At 73.8% G+C, this 17656-nt stretch carries 1 protein-coding gene; it reads left to right on the forward strand.

What is annotated here, in order from left to right:
* Window positions 1-14: 14 nt before the first annotated feature.
* On the forward strand, window positions 15-17654 hold the full coding sequence (locus tag ACZ3YO_RS22860) for an SDR family NAD(P)-dependent oxidoreductase (RefSeq protein WP_465572192.1): 17640 nt from the start codon (window positions 15-17) through the stop codon (window positions 17652-17654).
* Window positions 17655-17656: the final 2 nt, after the last annotated feature.

A 17656-nucleotide genomic window follows, 5' to 3' on the forward strand; every position in this document is an offset into this window, starting at 1 on the left:
CGATCCCGGGGACGTTGTTCTTCGAGTACCGGACGATCGACGAGTTGGCGGGGTACTTCTCGGAGAACCAGGCGGAGCGGCTGCGCGAGCTGCTGGGCCTCGGGGAGTCCGCCGCCGCGGCGCCGGCCGCCCCGGTGGTCTCCGCGCAGCCGGTGCCGGCCGTGCCGGAGCCGGTGGTGGTTGCGGGTGGTGGTTCGGAGGAGTTGCTGGGGCGGACGGTCGAGTATCTGAAGGACCGGTTGTCGCAGGTGTTCCGGATTCCTAAGGGGCGGATCGACGCTGCTGCGGAGTTGGGTGAGTACGGGATCGAGTCGATCCAGATCATGGAGTTGATGCGGCTTCTGGGGAAGGACTTCGAGTCGATCCCGGGGACGTTGTTCTTCGAGTACCGGACGATCGACGAGTTGGCGGGGTACTTCTCGGAGAACCAGGCGGAGCGGCTGCGCGAGCTGCTGGACATCGGGCAGACCGCCGCGGCCCCGGCCGCCCCCGCTCAGCCGCTCCGGACCCAGCCGGCTCCGGCCGTCTCCGTCACCCCGGCGGCCACCGCCGCGCCGGCCGTGCAGGAGCGCCCGCAGGCCGCCGGACGGTCGCGCGACGTGGCGATCATCGGCGTCAGCGGCCGCTACCCGAAGGCCTGGGACCTCGACGAGTTCTGGAAGGTCCTGGAGCGCGGCGAGGACTGCATCGAGGAGATCCCGCCGCACCGCTGGGACAAGGACGAGCACTACGCCGCCGAGAAGACGCCCGGCAAGAGCAGCAGCAAGTGGGGCGGGTTCATCGACGGCGCCGAGAACTTCGACGCCCTGTTCTTCAACATGTCGCCGAACCAGGCCGCGCTGACCGACCCGCAGAGCCGGCTGTTCCTCCAGTCCGCCTGGGAGGCGATGGAGGACGCCGGGTACACGCGCAAGACCCTGAGCCCCGACAAGGCGCGCAAGGTCGGCGTCTACCTCGGCATGATGTGGAACGAGTACCAGCTGCTCAGCGGCCAGGAGGTGGTCCTCTCCGACCGTGCCGCGGCCTCCAACGCCGTCTCCTACTTCTTCAACCTGCACGGGCAGAGCCTGACCGTCGACACCGCCTGCTCGTCCTCGCTCTACGCGATCGCCATGGCCGTCGAGAGCATCCGCAACGGCACCGCCTCGCTGGCGTTCGCCGGCGGGGCCAACCTCTCGCTGCACCCCAACAAGTACGTGTCGCTCAGCCAGATGAACTTCTTCGCCAAGGACGGGCGCTGCCGCTCCTTCGGCGACGGCGGCACCGGCTACGTGCCCGGCGAGGGCGTGGGCTGCGTCCTGCTCAAGCCGCTGGACCAGGCCGTCGCCGACGGCGATCACATCCACGGCGTGATCCGCGGCGTCGCCACCGTCCACGGCGGCAAGACCAACGGGATGACGGTGCCCAACCCGCTGGCCCAGGCGGAGATGGTCACGGCCGCCCTGGCCGACGCCGGCCTCTCGGCGGAGGACATCAGCTACATCGAGGGCCACGGGACGGGCACCTCGCTCGGCGACCCGATCGAGATCACCGGTCTGACCCGGGCCTTCCGCAAGCACACCGCGAAGAAGCAGTACTGCCCGATCGGGTCGGTCAAGTCGAACATCGGCCACCTGGAGGGCGCGGCCGGCGTCGTCGCCGTCACCAAGGTGCTGCTGCAGATGCGGCACGGGATGCTCGCGCCGTCCCTGCACTCCGAGAAGCTGAACCCCTACATCGACTTCGCGAACACGCCGTTCTACGTTCAGCAGGAGCTGGAGCCGTGGACCCGCCCCACGCGGACGGTCGACGGCGTGACGCGCGAGCTGCCCCGGATCGCCGGCGTCTCCTCCTTCGGTGCCCACGGCGCCATCGCCCACGTGATCATCGAGGAGTACGTCCCCGCGGAGGAGCCGCGCACCGGGCGCACCGCGCAGCCGCAGATCATCGCCCTCTCCGCCAAGGACGGCGACCGCCTGCGGGAGAAGGCCCGGGCGCTCCTGGCGTGGCTGTCGGAGCAGGGCCGCGACGCCGTTCTGCCGGACATCGCGTACACGCTCCAGGTCGGCCGGGAGGCCATGGAGGAGCGGCTCGCCCTGGTGGTCGACGGCCACGACGCGCTGCGCGAGAAGCTCCGGGCCTTCCTGGACGGCGGGCAGGACGTCGAGGACGTCTTCCACGCCGGCGTGCGGCAGCACAAGGACACCGTCGCCCTCCTGGAGGCCGACGAGGAGATGCAGGAGGTGGTGGCGCGGTGGCTGGAGCGGGGCCGGGGCGAGAAGCTGGCCGAGCTCTGGGTCAAGGGCCTGGCCCTCGACTGGGACGCCCTCGCCCGAGGCGCCGAGGTGCGCCGCATCCCGCTGCCCACGTACCCGTTCGCGCAGGAGCGGCACTGGCTGGACGCGCCCAGGCCGCTGTCCCTCGGCCGGGCACCGGCCGGGCCGGTCGCCGCTGAGCCGGCCGCCGTCGCGCCGGTTGCCGTGGCGCCGGCCGTTGCGGCGTCGACCGTCGCCGCCCCGGCCCCCGTGTCCGGGGAGCGGACCAGGCCGCTCGCCTTCGTGGAGGGCTGGGAGCCGCAGGCCCTGGACGGGGCGGCGGCGCGCAAGGTCGGCGGGATCGTCTTCCTCTGCACCGGCGCGGAGCGCCAGGCCGAGATCGCCCGGGCCGTGCGGGCGCTCGACCCCACCCTGCCGGTCGCCTTCGTCGGCTTCGGCGACACCTGCCGCAAGGTCTCGCCGGACTCCCACGACGTCAGGCGCGGTGAGCCCGAGGACTACCGGGAGGCGTTCCGCGACCTCGCGGCGAACCGGCCCGGCATCGACGCGGTCGTCGACCTCCGGGCGCTGGAGCCCGGTTCGGACCCGGAGGACTTCGGCGACGTCGTCCTGACCCTCCAGGCCGTGGCCGCGGCCAAGCTCCCCGCGCGGCGCCTCGTGCTCGCGGGGGAGTACCGCGACGGCGTCGAGCGCGCCCTGCTGGAGGCGAACCTCGGCTTCGAGCGCTCGCTGGGCCTCGTGATGCCGCAGCTGTCCGTCGCGGCCGTGCTCCAGGACGCCGCCGACCCGCAGCGGCCCGCCACCGCGGCCGCGTGGACGGAGCGGCTGCTCGCCGAACTGCGCACGGAGAAGGCCGTCAGCGCGCTCTACCGCGCGGGCGGACGCTTCGTCAGCCGGGTCCGGCCCGTCGCCCTCGCCGAGCGCCCCGGCGTCCTGCGGCACGGCGGCACCTACCTGGTCACCGGCGGGGCCGGAGGCCTCGGCATGATCGTGGCCCGCCACCTCGCCGAGAACTACGCGGCGAACCTCGTGCTGACCGGCCGTTCCGCACTGGACGCGGCGCGGCAGGAGAAGCTCGACGGCCTGACCTCCGCCGGGGCCCGGGCCGTGTACGTGCAGGCGGACGTGGCCGACGCGCAGGACATGAAGCGCGTCGTGGCGCAGGCCCGCGAGCGCTTCGGAGCGCTGAACGGCGTCGTCCACGCGGCCGGCGTCCAGGGCGAGGGCAGCGTCCTCCAGAAGGAGCTGAGCGCCTTCGAGGGGATCCTGGAGCCCAAGATCCGCGGCACGCTGGCGCTGGACGAGGCGCTGGCGGGCGAGGACGTCGACTTCGTCTGCTACTTCTCCTCGACCTCGGCCGTCATCGGCGACTTCGGCACCTGCGACTACGCGGTCGGCAACCGCTTCCAGATGGCCTACGCCGCCCACCGCGACGCGCGGGTGAGGGCCGGGCAGCTCTCCGGGCGGACGGTGGTCGTCAACTGGCCGCTGTGGCGCGAGGGAGGGATGGGCTTCGACCAGGACACCACCACGATGCTGCTGCGGTCGAGCGGCCAGGACTTCCTGGAGACGCGGGACGGCATCGCGCTGTTCGAGCAGCTGCTGGCCCAGGACGCCTCCCAGCACATGATCCTGGTGGGCCGGCCGAGCCGGGTGGTCCGCTTCCTCGGCCTGACGCAGCCGCAGCCGGCCGCCGCCCCGACCCGGCCGGCCGTACCCGCCGCGCCGGCGGTGAGCCCCGAGGAGGGTCTGGACCGGGACCTCAGGGAGATCATCAGCGGGGCCGTCAACATCGCCCTCGACAAGATCTACGAGGACGACAACCTCTCCGACTACGGCTTCGACTCGGTCAGCCTGGCCGAGCTGGCGGCCCGGCTCGGCGCGCACTACGGCGTCGAGGTCTCGCCCTCGCTCTTCTACAGCCACTCCACGCTGCGCAAGCTCAGGGGCTGGTACGCGGCCGAGCACAAGGAAGTCCTCGCCGCGTTCTACGGCGGCGGCGCGGGCGACGCCGCGCCCGTCGTCGAGGTGGCCGAGCCCGACTGGTTCCGGGAGGCGCTGGACCAGGCCGCACCCGAGGCCGCCCCGGACCGGCCCGCTGCCGTCGCCACCGTCGCCACCGGTGAGGCGGCCGAGGCCATCGCCGCCGTCGAGGCCGCCACGGGCCAGTCCCCGTACGGCGGGCAGCGGACGGCCGGCACCCTGCCGGAGCCCGCCGCCCGGGCACCGTTCGGGCGGGGCGGGGACGACGACGCCATCGCCGTCATCGGCATGAGCGGCCGGTTCCCCGGCGCCGACGACGTCGACCGGCTCTGGTCCGTCCTCGCCGAGGGCCGCGACACCGTGACCCCGGTCGGCCGCGAGCGCCTCGCCCTCTGGGGCGAGCCCGAGGACAGCCCGTTCGGCGCCTTCCGGGTCGGCCAGCTGTCCGGGCCGGACGAGTTCGACCCGCTCTTCTTCGAGCTCTCCCCCAAGGAGGCGCAGAGCCTCGACCCGCGCCAGCGGCTGCTCCTCCAGGAGTCGTGGCGGGCGCTGGAGGACGCGGGCTGGAAGCCGGCGGCCACCCGCCGGGTCGGCATGTTCGTCGGCGTCGAGCAGGGCGACTACGGCGACCTCGCCCGCGGCACCGACAGCATCACCGCCAACCACGACGGCATCCTCGCCGCACGGCTCTCCTACTTCCTGGACCTCAACGGCCCGGTGATGGCCCTCAACACGGCCTGCTCATCCGGCCTCGTGGCGGCCCACCAGGCCTGTGCGAGCATCCGCAACGGCGAGTGCGAGACCGCCCTCGCCGCCGGGGTCAGCCTGATCACGACCCCGCAGCTGCTGACCGGCACCCAGCAGGCCGGCATGCTCTCGGAGGACGGCGTCTGCCACGCCTTCGACAAGCGCGCCAACGGCATGGTGCTCAGCGAGGCCGTCGCCGTCGTCGTCCTGAAGAAGCTCTCCGCGGCCGTCGCCGACGGGGACCGGATCCACGCCGTCATCCGCGCCAGCGGAATCAACTACGACGGCCGGTCGAACGGCATCACCGCCCCCAACGGGGACGCCCAGACCGAGCTGCTGCGCTCCACCTACCGGCAGTACGGGGTCGACCCGGCGGACATCGAGTACGTCGTCGCGCACGGGACGGGCACCCGGCTCGGGGACCCGGTCGAGATCAACGCGCTCAACGACGCCTTCAAGGGGTTCACCGACAAGCAGCAGTACTGCGCCCTGACCTCGGTCAAGTCGAACGTCGGGCACACGCTCGCGGCCTCCGGCCTCGTCAGCCTCATCGGGCTCGTCCAGGCCATGCGCCACGAGACGATCCCGGCGAGCCTGCACTGCGAGCAGGAGAGCGAGTACATCGCCTGGAAGGACAGCCCGTTCTTCGTCAACAAGGCGAACCGGGCCTGGCCCGAGCGCCCCGGGCGCAGGCGCGTCGCGGCCGTCAGCTCGTTCGGGATGAGCGGGACCAACGCACACATGGTTGTGGAGAGTTATCCGGTGCAGAACGACGACGAGGCCGCGACGATGCCCGCCCACCTGCTGGCCCTGTCGGCCAAGTCCGAGGAGTCGCTGCGCCAGCGGGTCGCCGACCTGATCGACTTCCTGGAGGACGCCACCCGCCCGCAGGGCCTGCGCGAGGTCGGCGCGACCCTGCTCGACGGCCGGCCGCACTTCCGGCACCGCTGCGCCGTGGTGGCCCGCGACGCCGCCGAGGCCGTGCGCCTGCTGCGGCGGTGGAGCCGGGACGGGCAGGCGCCGGACGTCTTCACCGCACGGGTGCCCAAGGGCTTCGCGCCGAAGGAGGAGGTGCGCGAGGCCGGTAACCGGCTGCTGGAGCAGGCGGCCCTGCTGCACCACGACGCCGCGCTGCACACCGACGCGCTGCGCGCCGCCGCCAAGGCCTACTGCCAGGGGAACGACCTCGAATGGCTGCGGCTGTTCGGCGGCCGCCGCCCGGCCCCGGTCTCGCTGCCCGGCTACCCCTTCGCCCGGAAGCAGCTGTGGCAGGACGTCGCGCCGCAGGCGCCGGGCGTGCCCGGCCACCCGCTGCTGCGCGCCGCCGAGCCCGGCCGGCCGGCCGGCACGACCCTCACCGGCCGGGAGTTCTTCCTGCGCGACCACGTCGTGGCCGGGGAGAAGGTCCTCCCCGGTGTGGCCCACCTGGAGCTGGCCCGGGCCGCCCACGCCGCCGACCGGGCGGACGGGGGCGGGCGGACCGGCGGCGTCTCGATCCGGGACGTCGTCTGGATGCGGCCGGTCAAGGTCGGTGACACCCCGTCGGACGTGCGGGTCGAGCTCGAACCGGACGCCGCGGGCGTGCGCTACCGGATCCTCGCCCCGGTCGCCGGCGCGCAGCCGGCCGTGCACAGCCAGGGCCGCATCGTCGTCGCCGACACCCCGCGCCCGGACCCGCTGGACCTGGCCCGGTTGCGGGCCGAGTGCGGATCCTTCGAGATCGCCGCCGCCGAGGCCTACGCCTCGTACCGGCGCAGGGGGATCGCCTACGGGCCGGCCTTCCAGGGCCTGGTGCGGATCCTCGTCGGTGAGGGGCAGGCGCTCGCCGAGCTGGCGCTGCCGCAGGAGGCGGAGCACGGCCTCGACCGCCTCGTGCTGCACCCCAGCCTGCTCGACGCCGCGCTGCAGGCCTCCGTCGGCCTGCTGGACGCCACCGACGGCGCCCACCTGCCCTACGCGCTGGAGGAGTTGGAGATCCTCGGGCCCTGCACGCCGACCATGTGGGCCTGGCTGCGGCGCAGCGGCCGGCCGGCCGCGCAGGGCGGCGACAAGCTCGACATCGACCTGTGCGACGCGCAGGGCAACGTGAGCGTGCGGATCAGGGCGTTCAGCACCCGCCCCGTCAGGCGCGACACCCAGGCGGTGCCCGCCGAGGCCCCGGCCGCGGGGCGGCTGACGCTGCTCAAGCCGGGCTGGGAGCAGGCCGAGCCGCCGTTCCCGCCGGCCGCGCAGCGTGGCCCCGGCGGCCGGATCCTGCTCGTCGGCGACCAGCCGGACGCGCTGGGCTCGGTCCTCACCGGGCACGAGGGCGTCGAGGTCCTGCTGCTGCGGGCCGGCGACACCGTCGAGGGCCTGCGGGCCCGCCTGGCACGCGGCGGCGCGGCCTACGACCAGGTGGTCTGGGTGGCCGGCGGCGGCACGCCGGTGGGGCCGGAGAGCGACGCCCTGGTCGAGCGGCAGGAGGAGGGCGCGTACGCCGGCTTCCGGCTCGCCAAGGCACTGCTGGCGCTCGGTTACGAGAAGCGGGCCCTGGAGTGGACCGCCGTGACCGTCCGCAGCCAGTTCGTCGACGACGCCGACGAGGTCGACCCGACCCACGCCGGCGTCCACGGCCTGCTGGGCTCGCTGGCGAAGGAGAACCCGCGGTGGCGGGTGCGCCTCGCCGACGTCGAGGAGCTGCGCGAGTCCGTCCTGCGCGAGGCGCTCGACCTCCCGGCCGAACCGGTGGCCGCCACCTGGGCGCACCGCGGCGGGCGGTGGTTCCGCCAGACCCTGGTACCCGTGCCGGCCGACGCGGCCGCCCGGGAGGACGCCACGGCGTACAAGCACGGCGGCGTCTACGTGGTCATCGGCGGCGCCGGCGGCCTCGGGGCGGCCTGGACCGAGCACGTCGTGCGCGACTACCGGGCGCAGGTGGTCTGGATCGGCCGCCGCCCCGAGGACGAGGCGATCCGGGCCCGGATCGCCGAGCTGGGCCGGCTCGGCCCCGCGCCCTGGTACCTCCAGGCCGACGCCACCGACCGGGACTCCCTCGCGGCCGCCGTCGCCCGGGTCAAGGCGCGCTTCCCGCAGATCAACGGCGTCGTCCACTCCGCCATCGCCCTGCTCGACCAGAGCGTGGCGCGGATGACCGAGGACCGGTTCCGGGCCGCCGTGCAGGCCAAGGTGGACGTCAGCGTCCGGATGGCCCAGGTGTTCGCCGGAGAGCCGCTGGACTTCGTGCTGTTCTTCTCCTCGCTCAACTCCTTCCAGCGCTCCGCCGGGCAGAGCAACTACGTCTGCGGCTGCGTCTTCAAGGACGCCTTCGCCCGGCTCCTTCAGCAGACCTGGCCCGCCACCGTGAAGGTGATGAACTGGGGCTACTGGGGCAGCGTCGGCGTCGTCGCCGCCGACGCCTACCAGCGGCGGATGGAGCTGGACGGCATCGGCTCCATCGAGCCCGCCGAGGGCATGGCGGCCCTGGACGTCCTGCTCTCGGGCCCGTTCGACCAGCTCGCCGTCGAGAAGACCACGACCCCGAAGCGGGCCGGGCACCGGGCGGCCGGTACCGCCGGCACGGTGCGGACCGCGGACGAGCGCCGGCTGCAGCGCGTCCTCGCCGACTCCGGCAGCGCCCGGGGCTTCGACGACGAGCTGCTCTGCGAGCTCCTCTTCACGCAGCTGCGGGCCCTGGGGCTGAAGGCGGCGGGCGGCAGCGTCGCCGAGCTCCGGGCCGCCCTGAAGCCGGGCGGCGGCTACGACCGCTGGCTCGACGAGAGCCTGCGCATCCTGGCCGGCCACGGCTACCTGGCGTACGACGGGCACGGCGCCGGGCACTACACGCCGACCGCCAAGGCACCGGCCGACGGTGACGCCGTGTGGCGGCGCTGGGAGGCGCTGTGCCGGGAGAGCAACGGCGCCAGCGCCTACGTCAACCTGCTGGACCCGGCGCTGCGCGCGTTCCCGGAGGTCCTCACCGGCCGCCGGCCCGCGACCGACGTCATCTTCCCCGCCTCGTCCATGGCGCTGGTCGAGGGCGTCTACCGGCACTGCGACAGTGCCGACGCCCTGAACGAGATCATGGCGGACGAGGTGGCGGCCCGGGTCGCGGCCCTGCTCGACCGGGACCCGGCCCGCAAGGTGCGGATCTTCGAGATCGGCTCCGGCACCGGCGGCACCAGCGAGAAGGTGCTGCGCCGGCTCGCCCCGTACCGCGACGGCGTCGCCGAGTACCGCTACACCGACCTCTCCCGGTACTTCCTGCTCAAGGGGCAGAAGGAGTTCGGCGCCGAGCACCCCTACATGCGGTTCGACCTTTTCGACGTGGAGCGCGAGCCCGCGGCGCAGGGCGTGACCGAGGGCGGTTACGACATCGTCCTCGCCACCAACGTCCTGCACGCCACCCGCGACGTGCGGGCGGCCGTCCGGCACGCCAAGGCGCTGCTGGGCGCCGACGGCGAGCTCGTGCTCAACGAGATGGCCGCGCGCACGCTGTTCCTGCACCTGACCTTCGGTCTGCTCGACGGCTGGTGGCTCTACCAGGACGCCGAGCTGCGGATCGAGGGCTGCCCCGGCCTGGCGCCCGCGACCTGGCGGACGGTGCTGGAGGAGGAGGGGTTCGGCCCCGTCGCGTTCCCGGCCGCCGCGGTGCACGACGCCGGGCACCAGATCGTCGTGGCCCGGGCCGGTGCCGTCGCGGCCGTGCAGGCCGGGGCCGCCTTCGTGGCCGGTTCTGCCGACCTGGTCGGGCCCGCTGCCGCGGCCGCCGCGGTGACCGCCGGCGTGCCGGTCACGGTGACCGCCGCCGTGCCGGGCGAGGGCGAGGTGCGGGCGCAGGTGCAGCGCACGATCGTCGACCGGATCCAGACCTCCCTCGGGCTGGCCGCGAGCGAGATCCACGAGGAGGACGCGTTCGCCGACTACGGCGTGGACTCCATCCTCGGCGTGCAGCTGATCCAGGACCTCAACGAGGTGCTGGGCGGCGTGCTGGTGACCACCGACCTCTTCGACCACGGCTCGGTGCGCCGGCTGGCGGCGTACGTCGCCGACACCTTCCCGGAGCAGGCGCGGGCGCTGGTGGCCCCGGTGGCGGCCCCGGCCGAAGCTCCGGCGGTGGTTCCGGCCGAGGTCCCGGCCGTGATCCCGGCCGTGATCCCGGCCGTGATCCCGGCCGTTGCGGCCGCCGTTCCGGCCGGGGCCCGGGAGGCCGGTGCCTTCGACGCCGCGGCTGCCGAGGCACGCGTCCGGGAGGTGATCGTCACGCAGATCGAGCACTCCCTCGGCCTGGACCGCCGGGAGATCTCCGAGGAGGACGCGTTCGCCGACTACGGCGTCGACTCCATCCTCGGGGTCGGGCTGACGCAGGATCTGAACACCGCCCTCGGCATCACGCTGGCGGCCACCGACCTGTTCGACCACAGCTCGGTGCGGGCGCTGGCGCGCTACGTGGTGGAGTACCACCGCGACGAGCCGGCCGCCGCCTTCGTCGGGGAGCCCGCGCCGGCCGTGCCGGCCGCCTCGACCCGCGCCGCCGTCGCCCCGGCGCCGGTCGTCGCCACCGCCGTCCTTCCCGCGCCGGTGCCCTCGGCCACAGTCGCCCCCGTCACCGCCCCCGCGCCGGAAGCCCCCGTGGCCGTCGCTCCCGCCGCTGCGGCGGACCCGTCCACCGAGCCGATCGCGATCATCGGCCTGAGCGGCAGGTTCGGTACCGCCAAGGACGTCCACCAGCTCTGGCGGCACCTCGCCGAGGGCCGCAGTCTGGTCGGCGAGATCGACCGCTGGGACCTCTCGACCTACGTGTCCCCCGGCGCCGGCCACCCCCGGTACGCCTCGCTCATGGACGACATCGACCTCTTCGACCCGATGTTCTTCCAGATATCCGGCCTTGAGGCCACCTACATGGACCCGCAGCAGCGCCTCACGCTGGAGGAGTCCTGGAAGGCCCTGGAGGACGCCGGCTACGCCGGTGAGGCGGTCCGCGGCCGGGCCTGCGGGGTCTACATCGGCACCCAGGTCAGCGACTACCTGACCGCGCCCGCCGAGGACGCCCCGGCCCAGGCCATGTGGGGCAACGCCGAGGCGATCATCCCGGCGCGGATCTCCTACTACCTCGACCTCCAGGGCCCCGCCATCGCCGTCGACACGGCGTGCTCCGGCTCGCTGGTCGCCATCCACCTCGCGTGCCAGGCGCTGCGCGCCGGTGAGGTGGAGCTGGCGCTGGCCGGCGGGGTCTCGGTGCAGTGCGCACCCGACTACTACCTGGCGGCCCACAAGGCCGGCATGCTCTCCGACACCGGGCAGTGCCACACCTTCGACGAGCGGGCGGACGGCTTCGTCCCCGGCGAGGGCGTCGGCATGGTCGTGCTCAAGCGCCTGCGGGACGCCCTCGCCGACGGCGACCACATCCACGGGGTGGTGCGCGCCTCCGGCCTGAACCAGGACGGCACCTCCAACGGCATCACCGCGCCGAGCGCCAGGTCGCAGGAGCGGCTGGAGCGTACGGTCTACGACACCTTCGGGATCGACCCGGCCGGCATCCAGCTGGTCGAGGCCCACGGCACCGGCACCAAGCTCGGCGACCCGATCGAGTTCCAGGCGTTGAGCCGGGCGTTCCGCCACTACACCGAGAAGCAGGAGTACTGCGCGATCGGCTCGGTGAAGACCAACATCGGGCACGCGGCACCGGCCAGCGGCGTCGCCGGCCTCGCCAAGATCCTGCTCGCCATGCACCACCGCGAGCTGCCGCGCTCCCTCCACTTCGAGCAGGGCAACGCCCACATCGCCTTCCGGGGCAGCCCGTTCTACGTGAACACCGTCCACCGCGACTGGACGGCCGGGCCGGGCCGCCCGCGGCTGGCCGCGCTCAGCTCGTTCGGCTTCAGCGGCACCAACGCGCACCTGGTGATCGAGGAGGCCCCCGAGCGGCCGCGCACCGTGCCGGCCGCCGCAGGCCAGCTGGTGGTGCTCTCCGCGCTCTCGCGCGACCAACTGCGCACCCAGGCAGCGCAGTTGCTGGACCACCTGGACGGCAACCCGGGCGTCGGGCTGGGCGACATCGCCCTGACCCTGCTCCTGGGCCGGCGGCACTGCCCGGTCCGCCTGGCCTGCGTCGCCCGGGACACCGCCGAGCTGGTGGCGCGGCTGCGCGAGTGGCTCGCGGACGGCCGCGAGGAGCACGTGCGCGTCGCCGACCTCGCGGACCACGCGCCGCGCCCGCAGACCTCCCTGGAGCAGTTCGGCAACAGCTGCATCCGCCAGTGCGCCGAGGGCGCGGCCGGGACGGCCCGGACGGAGCAGCTGGAGGCCGTGCGCGACCTGTACCTCCAGGGCTACGAGCTGGAGTACGCGCGGCTCTTCGCCACCGGCGCGCACCTGCGCGTCCCGCTGCCGACCTACCCCTTCCTGCGGCAGCGCTACTGGCTGCCCGAGGAGGCCCGGACGCAGCGTCCGGCCCTGCCCGCCGCCCCTGCTGTCGCCGCCCCCGCAGCGGCCCTGCCCGCTGCCCGCACGGCCGGCCCGGAGGACGGCGACCACCTGTCGCTGGCGCCGCTCTGGGTCCGCGAGCCGGCCCCCGAGCCGGCCGCCGGCCCGGCCACCGTCCCGGCCCTGGACGGCAACGTCGTGGTCGTCGGGGGAGACGCCGCGGAGCACGCCGCCATCGCCGCCCTCTGTGCCACGCCGCACTTCCTCACCACCGGCGACACGCAGAGCATCGAGGCGCTCACCGCGGCGCTGCGGCGCGTCGGCACCGTCCGGCACCTCGTCTGGATCTCGCCGGCCGACGGCAGCGCCGAGGCCACCGCGCTGCTGCGGCGCACCGACGCCGGCGTGGTGACGTTCTTCCGCCTGACCAAGGCCCTGTTCGCACTGGGCTACGGCAGCGAGGAGCTGAGCTGGACGGTGGTGACCCGGCAGACGCAGTCCGTGCTGCAGGGCGAGACGGTCCACCCCGCCGACGCGGCCGTGCTCGGCCTGGCCGGCGTGATGGCCAGGGAGCTGCCCGACTGGGGCGTGAAGTCCTTCGACCTCGGCGCGACCGAGCCGGCCCCCATGGCCGCCCTGCTCGGCGCTCCCGCGCGGACGGTGCGGGCGCTGCGTGGCGGGCAGTGGTTCCGCCGCAGCCTGGCCCGGGTGGAGCTCCCGGCGCCGGCCCGGACCCCGTACAAGGAGGGCGGCGTCTACGTCGTCCTCGGCGGGGCCGGCGGGATCGGCGAACTCTGGAGCGAGGACGTCATCCGGCGCTTCGGCGCCCAGGTGGTCTGGATCGGCCGCCGGGAGAAGGACGACGCCATCCAGCAGAAGATCGACCGGCTGGCGGCCCTGGGCCGCGCGCCCTGGTACGTCCCGGCGGACGCGGCCGACCCGGAGTCGCTGCGGGCCGCGTACGCGAAGGTCAGGGAGCGGTTCGGCACCGTCCACGGCGTGGTCCAGTCGGTCTTCGGCCTGGTGGACCAGAGCCTGCCCAACACCAGCGAGGAGCAGTTCCGCCGGGGCCTGAGCGCCAAGGTCGACGCCAGCGTGCGGATGGCGGAGGTGTTCGACGCCGAGGGCCTCGACTTCCTGCTGTACTTCTCCTCGATCGCGTCGATCAACCAGACCATGGGCTACTGCAGTTACGTGGCCGGCAACGCCTTCGAGGACGCCCTCGCCGACCGCCTGTCGGCCGGGCGCGGCTACGCCGTCAAGGTCGTCAACTGGGGCTACTGGGGCGCCGTCGGGAGCGGGCTCGACGTCCCGCAGCACGTCCGGGAGCGGATCTACCAGCAGGAGGGCCTGGGCGACATCGACCCGGCGCTCGCCATGGACGCGGTCGAGCGGCTGCTGGCCGCCCCGCTCGGCCAGCTGGTCTACGTCAACACCCGCAAGCCGGAGCGGTTCGAGGCCTACGCGGACCACGAGTCCGTCCGGGTGCTGAGCCCGGCGGCCGCCCAGGCCGGCCCGATCACTCCCGAACTCCCGTCGCGACAGGGCGCGTTGCGGACGGTGGAGACGCAGGCGAAGGACAAGCTCCGGGAGCTGGACGCGCTGCTGGCCAAGCTGCTCTGGTGCGAGCTGCACGGCCGTGGCTGGTTCGCCGGCGGGGCCTTCGACGCGGCCGCCTTCCAGCGGGCCAACGGGATCACCGGCAAGTACGACCGCTGGCTCCAGGAGACCCTCGAACTCTTCGTGCGGCAGGGCTGGCTCGTGGAGACCGGCGCCGGCTACCGCGCCGGCGCCGTGAGCCCGCTCGACCCGGCCGCCACCGCGGCCGAGTGGGAGCGCAACAAGCGGGCGTGGCTCGCCGACCCGGAGCTGCGCGCCTCGGTGGACCTGGTGGACAAGACCCTCCGGGCACTGACCGCCATCCTCACCGGGGAGACCTCCGCGGTCGACGTCATCTTCCCCGGATCCTCCCTGGACCTCGTGGAGGGCATCTACAAGCGGAACATGATCGCCGACTACTTCAACGACGTCGTCGGCGACTGCACCGTCGCCCTGGTCGAGCGCCGGCTGGCGGAGGACCCGGGTGCGAAGTTCCGCATCCTGGAGGTCGGCGCCGGCACCGGCGGCACCACCGCCACGATCATGCGCCGGCTGCGCCCGTACGCGGAGCACATCGGGGAGTACTGCTACACCGACCTCTCCCGGGCCTTCCTCATCCACGGCAGGCAGCAGTGGGGAGCGGAGAACCCGTTCCTGCGCTGCGAGCTCTACGACGCCGGCCGCCCAGTGGCGGAGCAGGGGTTCGAGGAGGGCGGGTACGACCTCGTCATCGCGACCAACGTGCTCCACGCGACCAAGGACATCCGCGTGTCGCTGCGCAACAGCAAGGCCCTGCTGCGGCCCGGCGGCGCCGTCGTCGTGAACGAGATCGACGGCTACACCGTGTTCGGCATGCTGACCTTCGCGCTCCTGGACGGCTGGTGGCTGTACGACGACCCGGAGCTGCGGGACGCCGGCGGCCCGGGGCTGGAGCCCCGGATGTGGCAGTCCGTCCTGGAGTGGGAGGGCTTCGCGGCCGTCGAGTTCCCGGCGCGGGACGCGCACCCGCTCGGCCAGCAGGTCGTCGTCGCCTTCAGCGACGGCGTGATCCGCCAGGCCGACGGCGGCCGGCCGCCGGTGGTGGCACCCGCCGTGGCGCAGCCTGCGCCCCAGCCGGTCGCGCCGCAGTCCGTCGCGCCGCAGCCCGTGCCGGCCGTCGCGCCGCAGCCCGTGCAGGCGGACCCGGCGGCGTTCCAGGGCGCGATGCGGACCTACCTGACGGAGCTGGTCGCGCGCACCCTGCTCATCCCGGCGGAGTCCATCGACGCCCGGGAGGCGCTGTCCGCCTACGGCATCGACTCCATCCTCATCCTCCAGCTCCTCAACAACCTCAAGAAAGACCTGGGGGAGGTCAGCAGCACGCTCTTCTTCGAGTACCGCACGATCGAGGCGCTCACCGAGCACTTCGCCGGCCGTCAGGACGAGGCCCTGGAGCGGGCGGTCGGCCTCGCACCCGCCCCCGCCCCCGCGGCGGTGCCGGCGGCCCCGGCCGTGGTGACCGTCGAACCCGCGCAGGAGGCCCCGGCCGCCCCGGTGGTGCAGGCCGTCCGGACGGCCCCGGTGGTGGCGGCCGAGCCGTCGCGCCCCGCACCCGCCGCCGCGCCCGCCCGCACCGGTGACATCGCCATCGTCGGGATGAGCGCCCGGTTCCCGCAGGCCGAGACGCTGGACGCGTACTGGGAGAACCTGCGGTCCGGCCGGAACTCCGTCACCGAGATCCCCGCCGACCGGTGGCCTCTCGACGGGTTCTACGAGCCCGACAAGGAGAAGGCCGCCGCGGAGGGCAAGAGCTACAGCAAGTGGGGCGGCTTCCTCGACGGCTTCGCCGACTTCGACCCGCTGTTCTTCGAGATGACGCCCAACGAGGCTCTGGAGATCGACCCGCAGGAGCGGCTCTTCCTCCAGGAGACCTGGAAGGCCTTCGAGGACGCGGGCTACACGCGGGCGCGCATCGAGGAGGAGTTCGACGGCCGGGTCGGTGTCTTCGTGGGCATCACGCGCGCCGGGCACAACCTCTACGGGCCCGAGCGGTGGCGCCGCGGCGACACGGCCTACCCGTACACCTCCTTCGGGTCGGCGGCCAACCGCGTCTCGTTCAAGCTGAACCTGAACGGCCCGAGCATGCCCGTCGACACCCTCTGCTCGTCCTCGCTGACGGCACTTCACGAGGCGTGCGAGCACCTGCTCCGCGGCGACTGCGAGCTGGCCGTGACCGGCGGCGTGAACCTCTACCTGCACCCGTCGAGCTACCTCAACCTGTGCAACCTCCAGATGCTCTCGGACGAGGAGAAGTGCCGCAGCTTCGGGCTCGGCGGCAACGGCTTCGTCCCCGGAGAGGGCGTCGGCGCGATCGTGCTCAAGCGACTGGAGGACGCCGAGCGGGACGGTGACCACATCCACGCCGTCATCCGCGGCACCGGCATCAACCACGGCGGGACGACCAACGGTTACACCGTGCCGAACCCGGTGGCGCAGGGCAAGGTCGTGCGCCAGGCGCTCGACCGGGCCGGCGTCGACGCGCGCACCATCAGCTACGTCGAGGCCCACGGCACCGGGACGGCGCTCGGCGACCCGATCGAGATCAACGGCCTGACCAGGGCGTTCTCCGGCGACACCCGGGACGTCCGGTACTGCGCGATCGGCTCGGCCAAGAGCAACATCGGCCACGCCGAGGCCGCGGCGGGCATCGCGGGCGTGCTCAAGGTCGTGCTCCAGCTGCAGCACGGCGAGCTGGCTCCAAGCCTGCACGCCGAGGAGCTGAACCCGCACATCGACTTCGATTCCACGCCCTTCGTGGTCCAGCGGGACCAGGCGGAGTGGAAGCGCCCGGTCGTCACCGTGGACGGCGTCACCGCCGAGGTGCCGCGCCGCGCCGGTGTCTCCTCGTTCGGGGCGGGCGGCGCCAACGCCCATGTGGTGATCGAGGAGTACGTCCCGAAGGCGCCGGCCGCCATGGGCGCTCCGGCCGACGGGCCCGCCGTCGTCGTCCTCTCCGCCAAGGACGAGGACCGGCTGCGGGAGCAGGCCGCCGCCCTGCTGCGCTGGCTGCCGACCGGGGAGCGGCGCGGGGTGTCCGTCACCGACGTCGCCCACACGCTGCAACTCGGCCGCGAGGCCATGCCCGAGCGGCTGGGGACGGTCGTCGGTTCGCTCGGCGAGCTGCGGGAGCGGCTCCAGGGCTTCCTGAGCCACCCGGAGCGGACCGAGGGGCTGCACCGCGGCCGGGTGAAGCGCCACGACCGCGCGCTCTCCGCGCTCACCGCCGACGAGGACATGGGCGCGATCCTCGAAGTCTGGATCGCCAAGGGGAAGTTCGCGAAGGTGCTCGACCTCTGGGTGAACGGCTTCGAGCTCGACTGGCGCAGCCTCCACCCGGGGCGCACGGCCCGGGTCGTCCCGCTGCCCACCTACCCCTTCGCCCGCGAGCGGTACTGGATAGCGGAGAAGCCGATCGACGGTGCCGGGACGGGCGATCCCGGGACGGACGCCGCGGGGACGGGCGGTCCCGAGGGTGCGACCGGCGCGGCCGAGGCCGGCCTGCCGGGGGCGCTGCTCGACGACGTCCTCGACAGCTACCTGAACGACTCCCTCGGCATGGAAGCCGCCGCAGAGCACATCCGCCGGTCGTTCGACGACGCCGGCCGCACCACGGACAACGGGGGTCGCTGACC

Source organism: Kitasatospora sp. NPDC022785 (assembly GCF_055561295.1).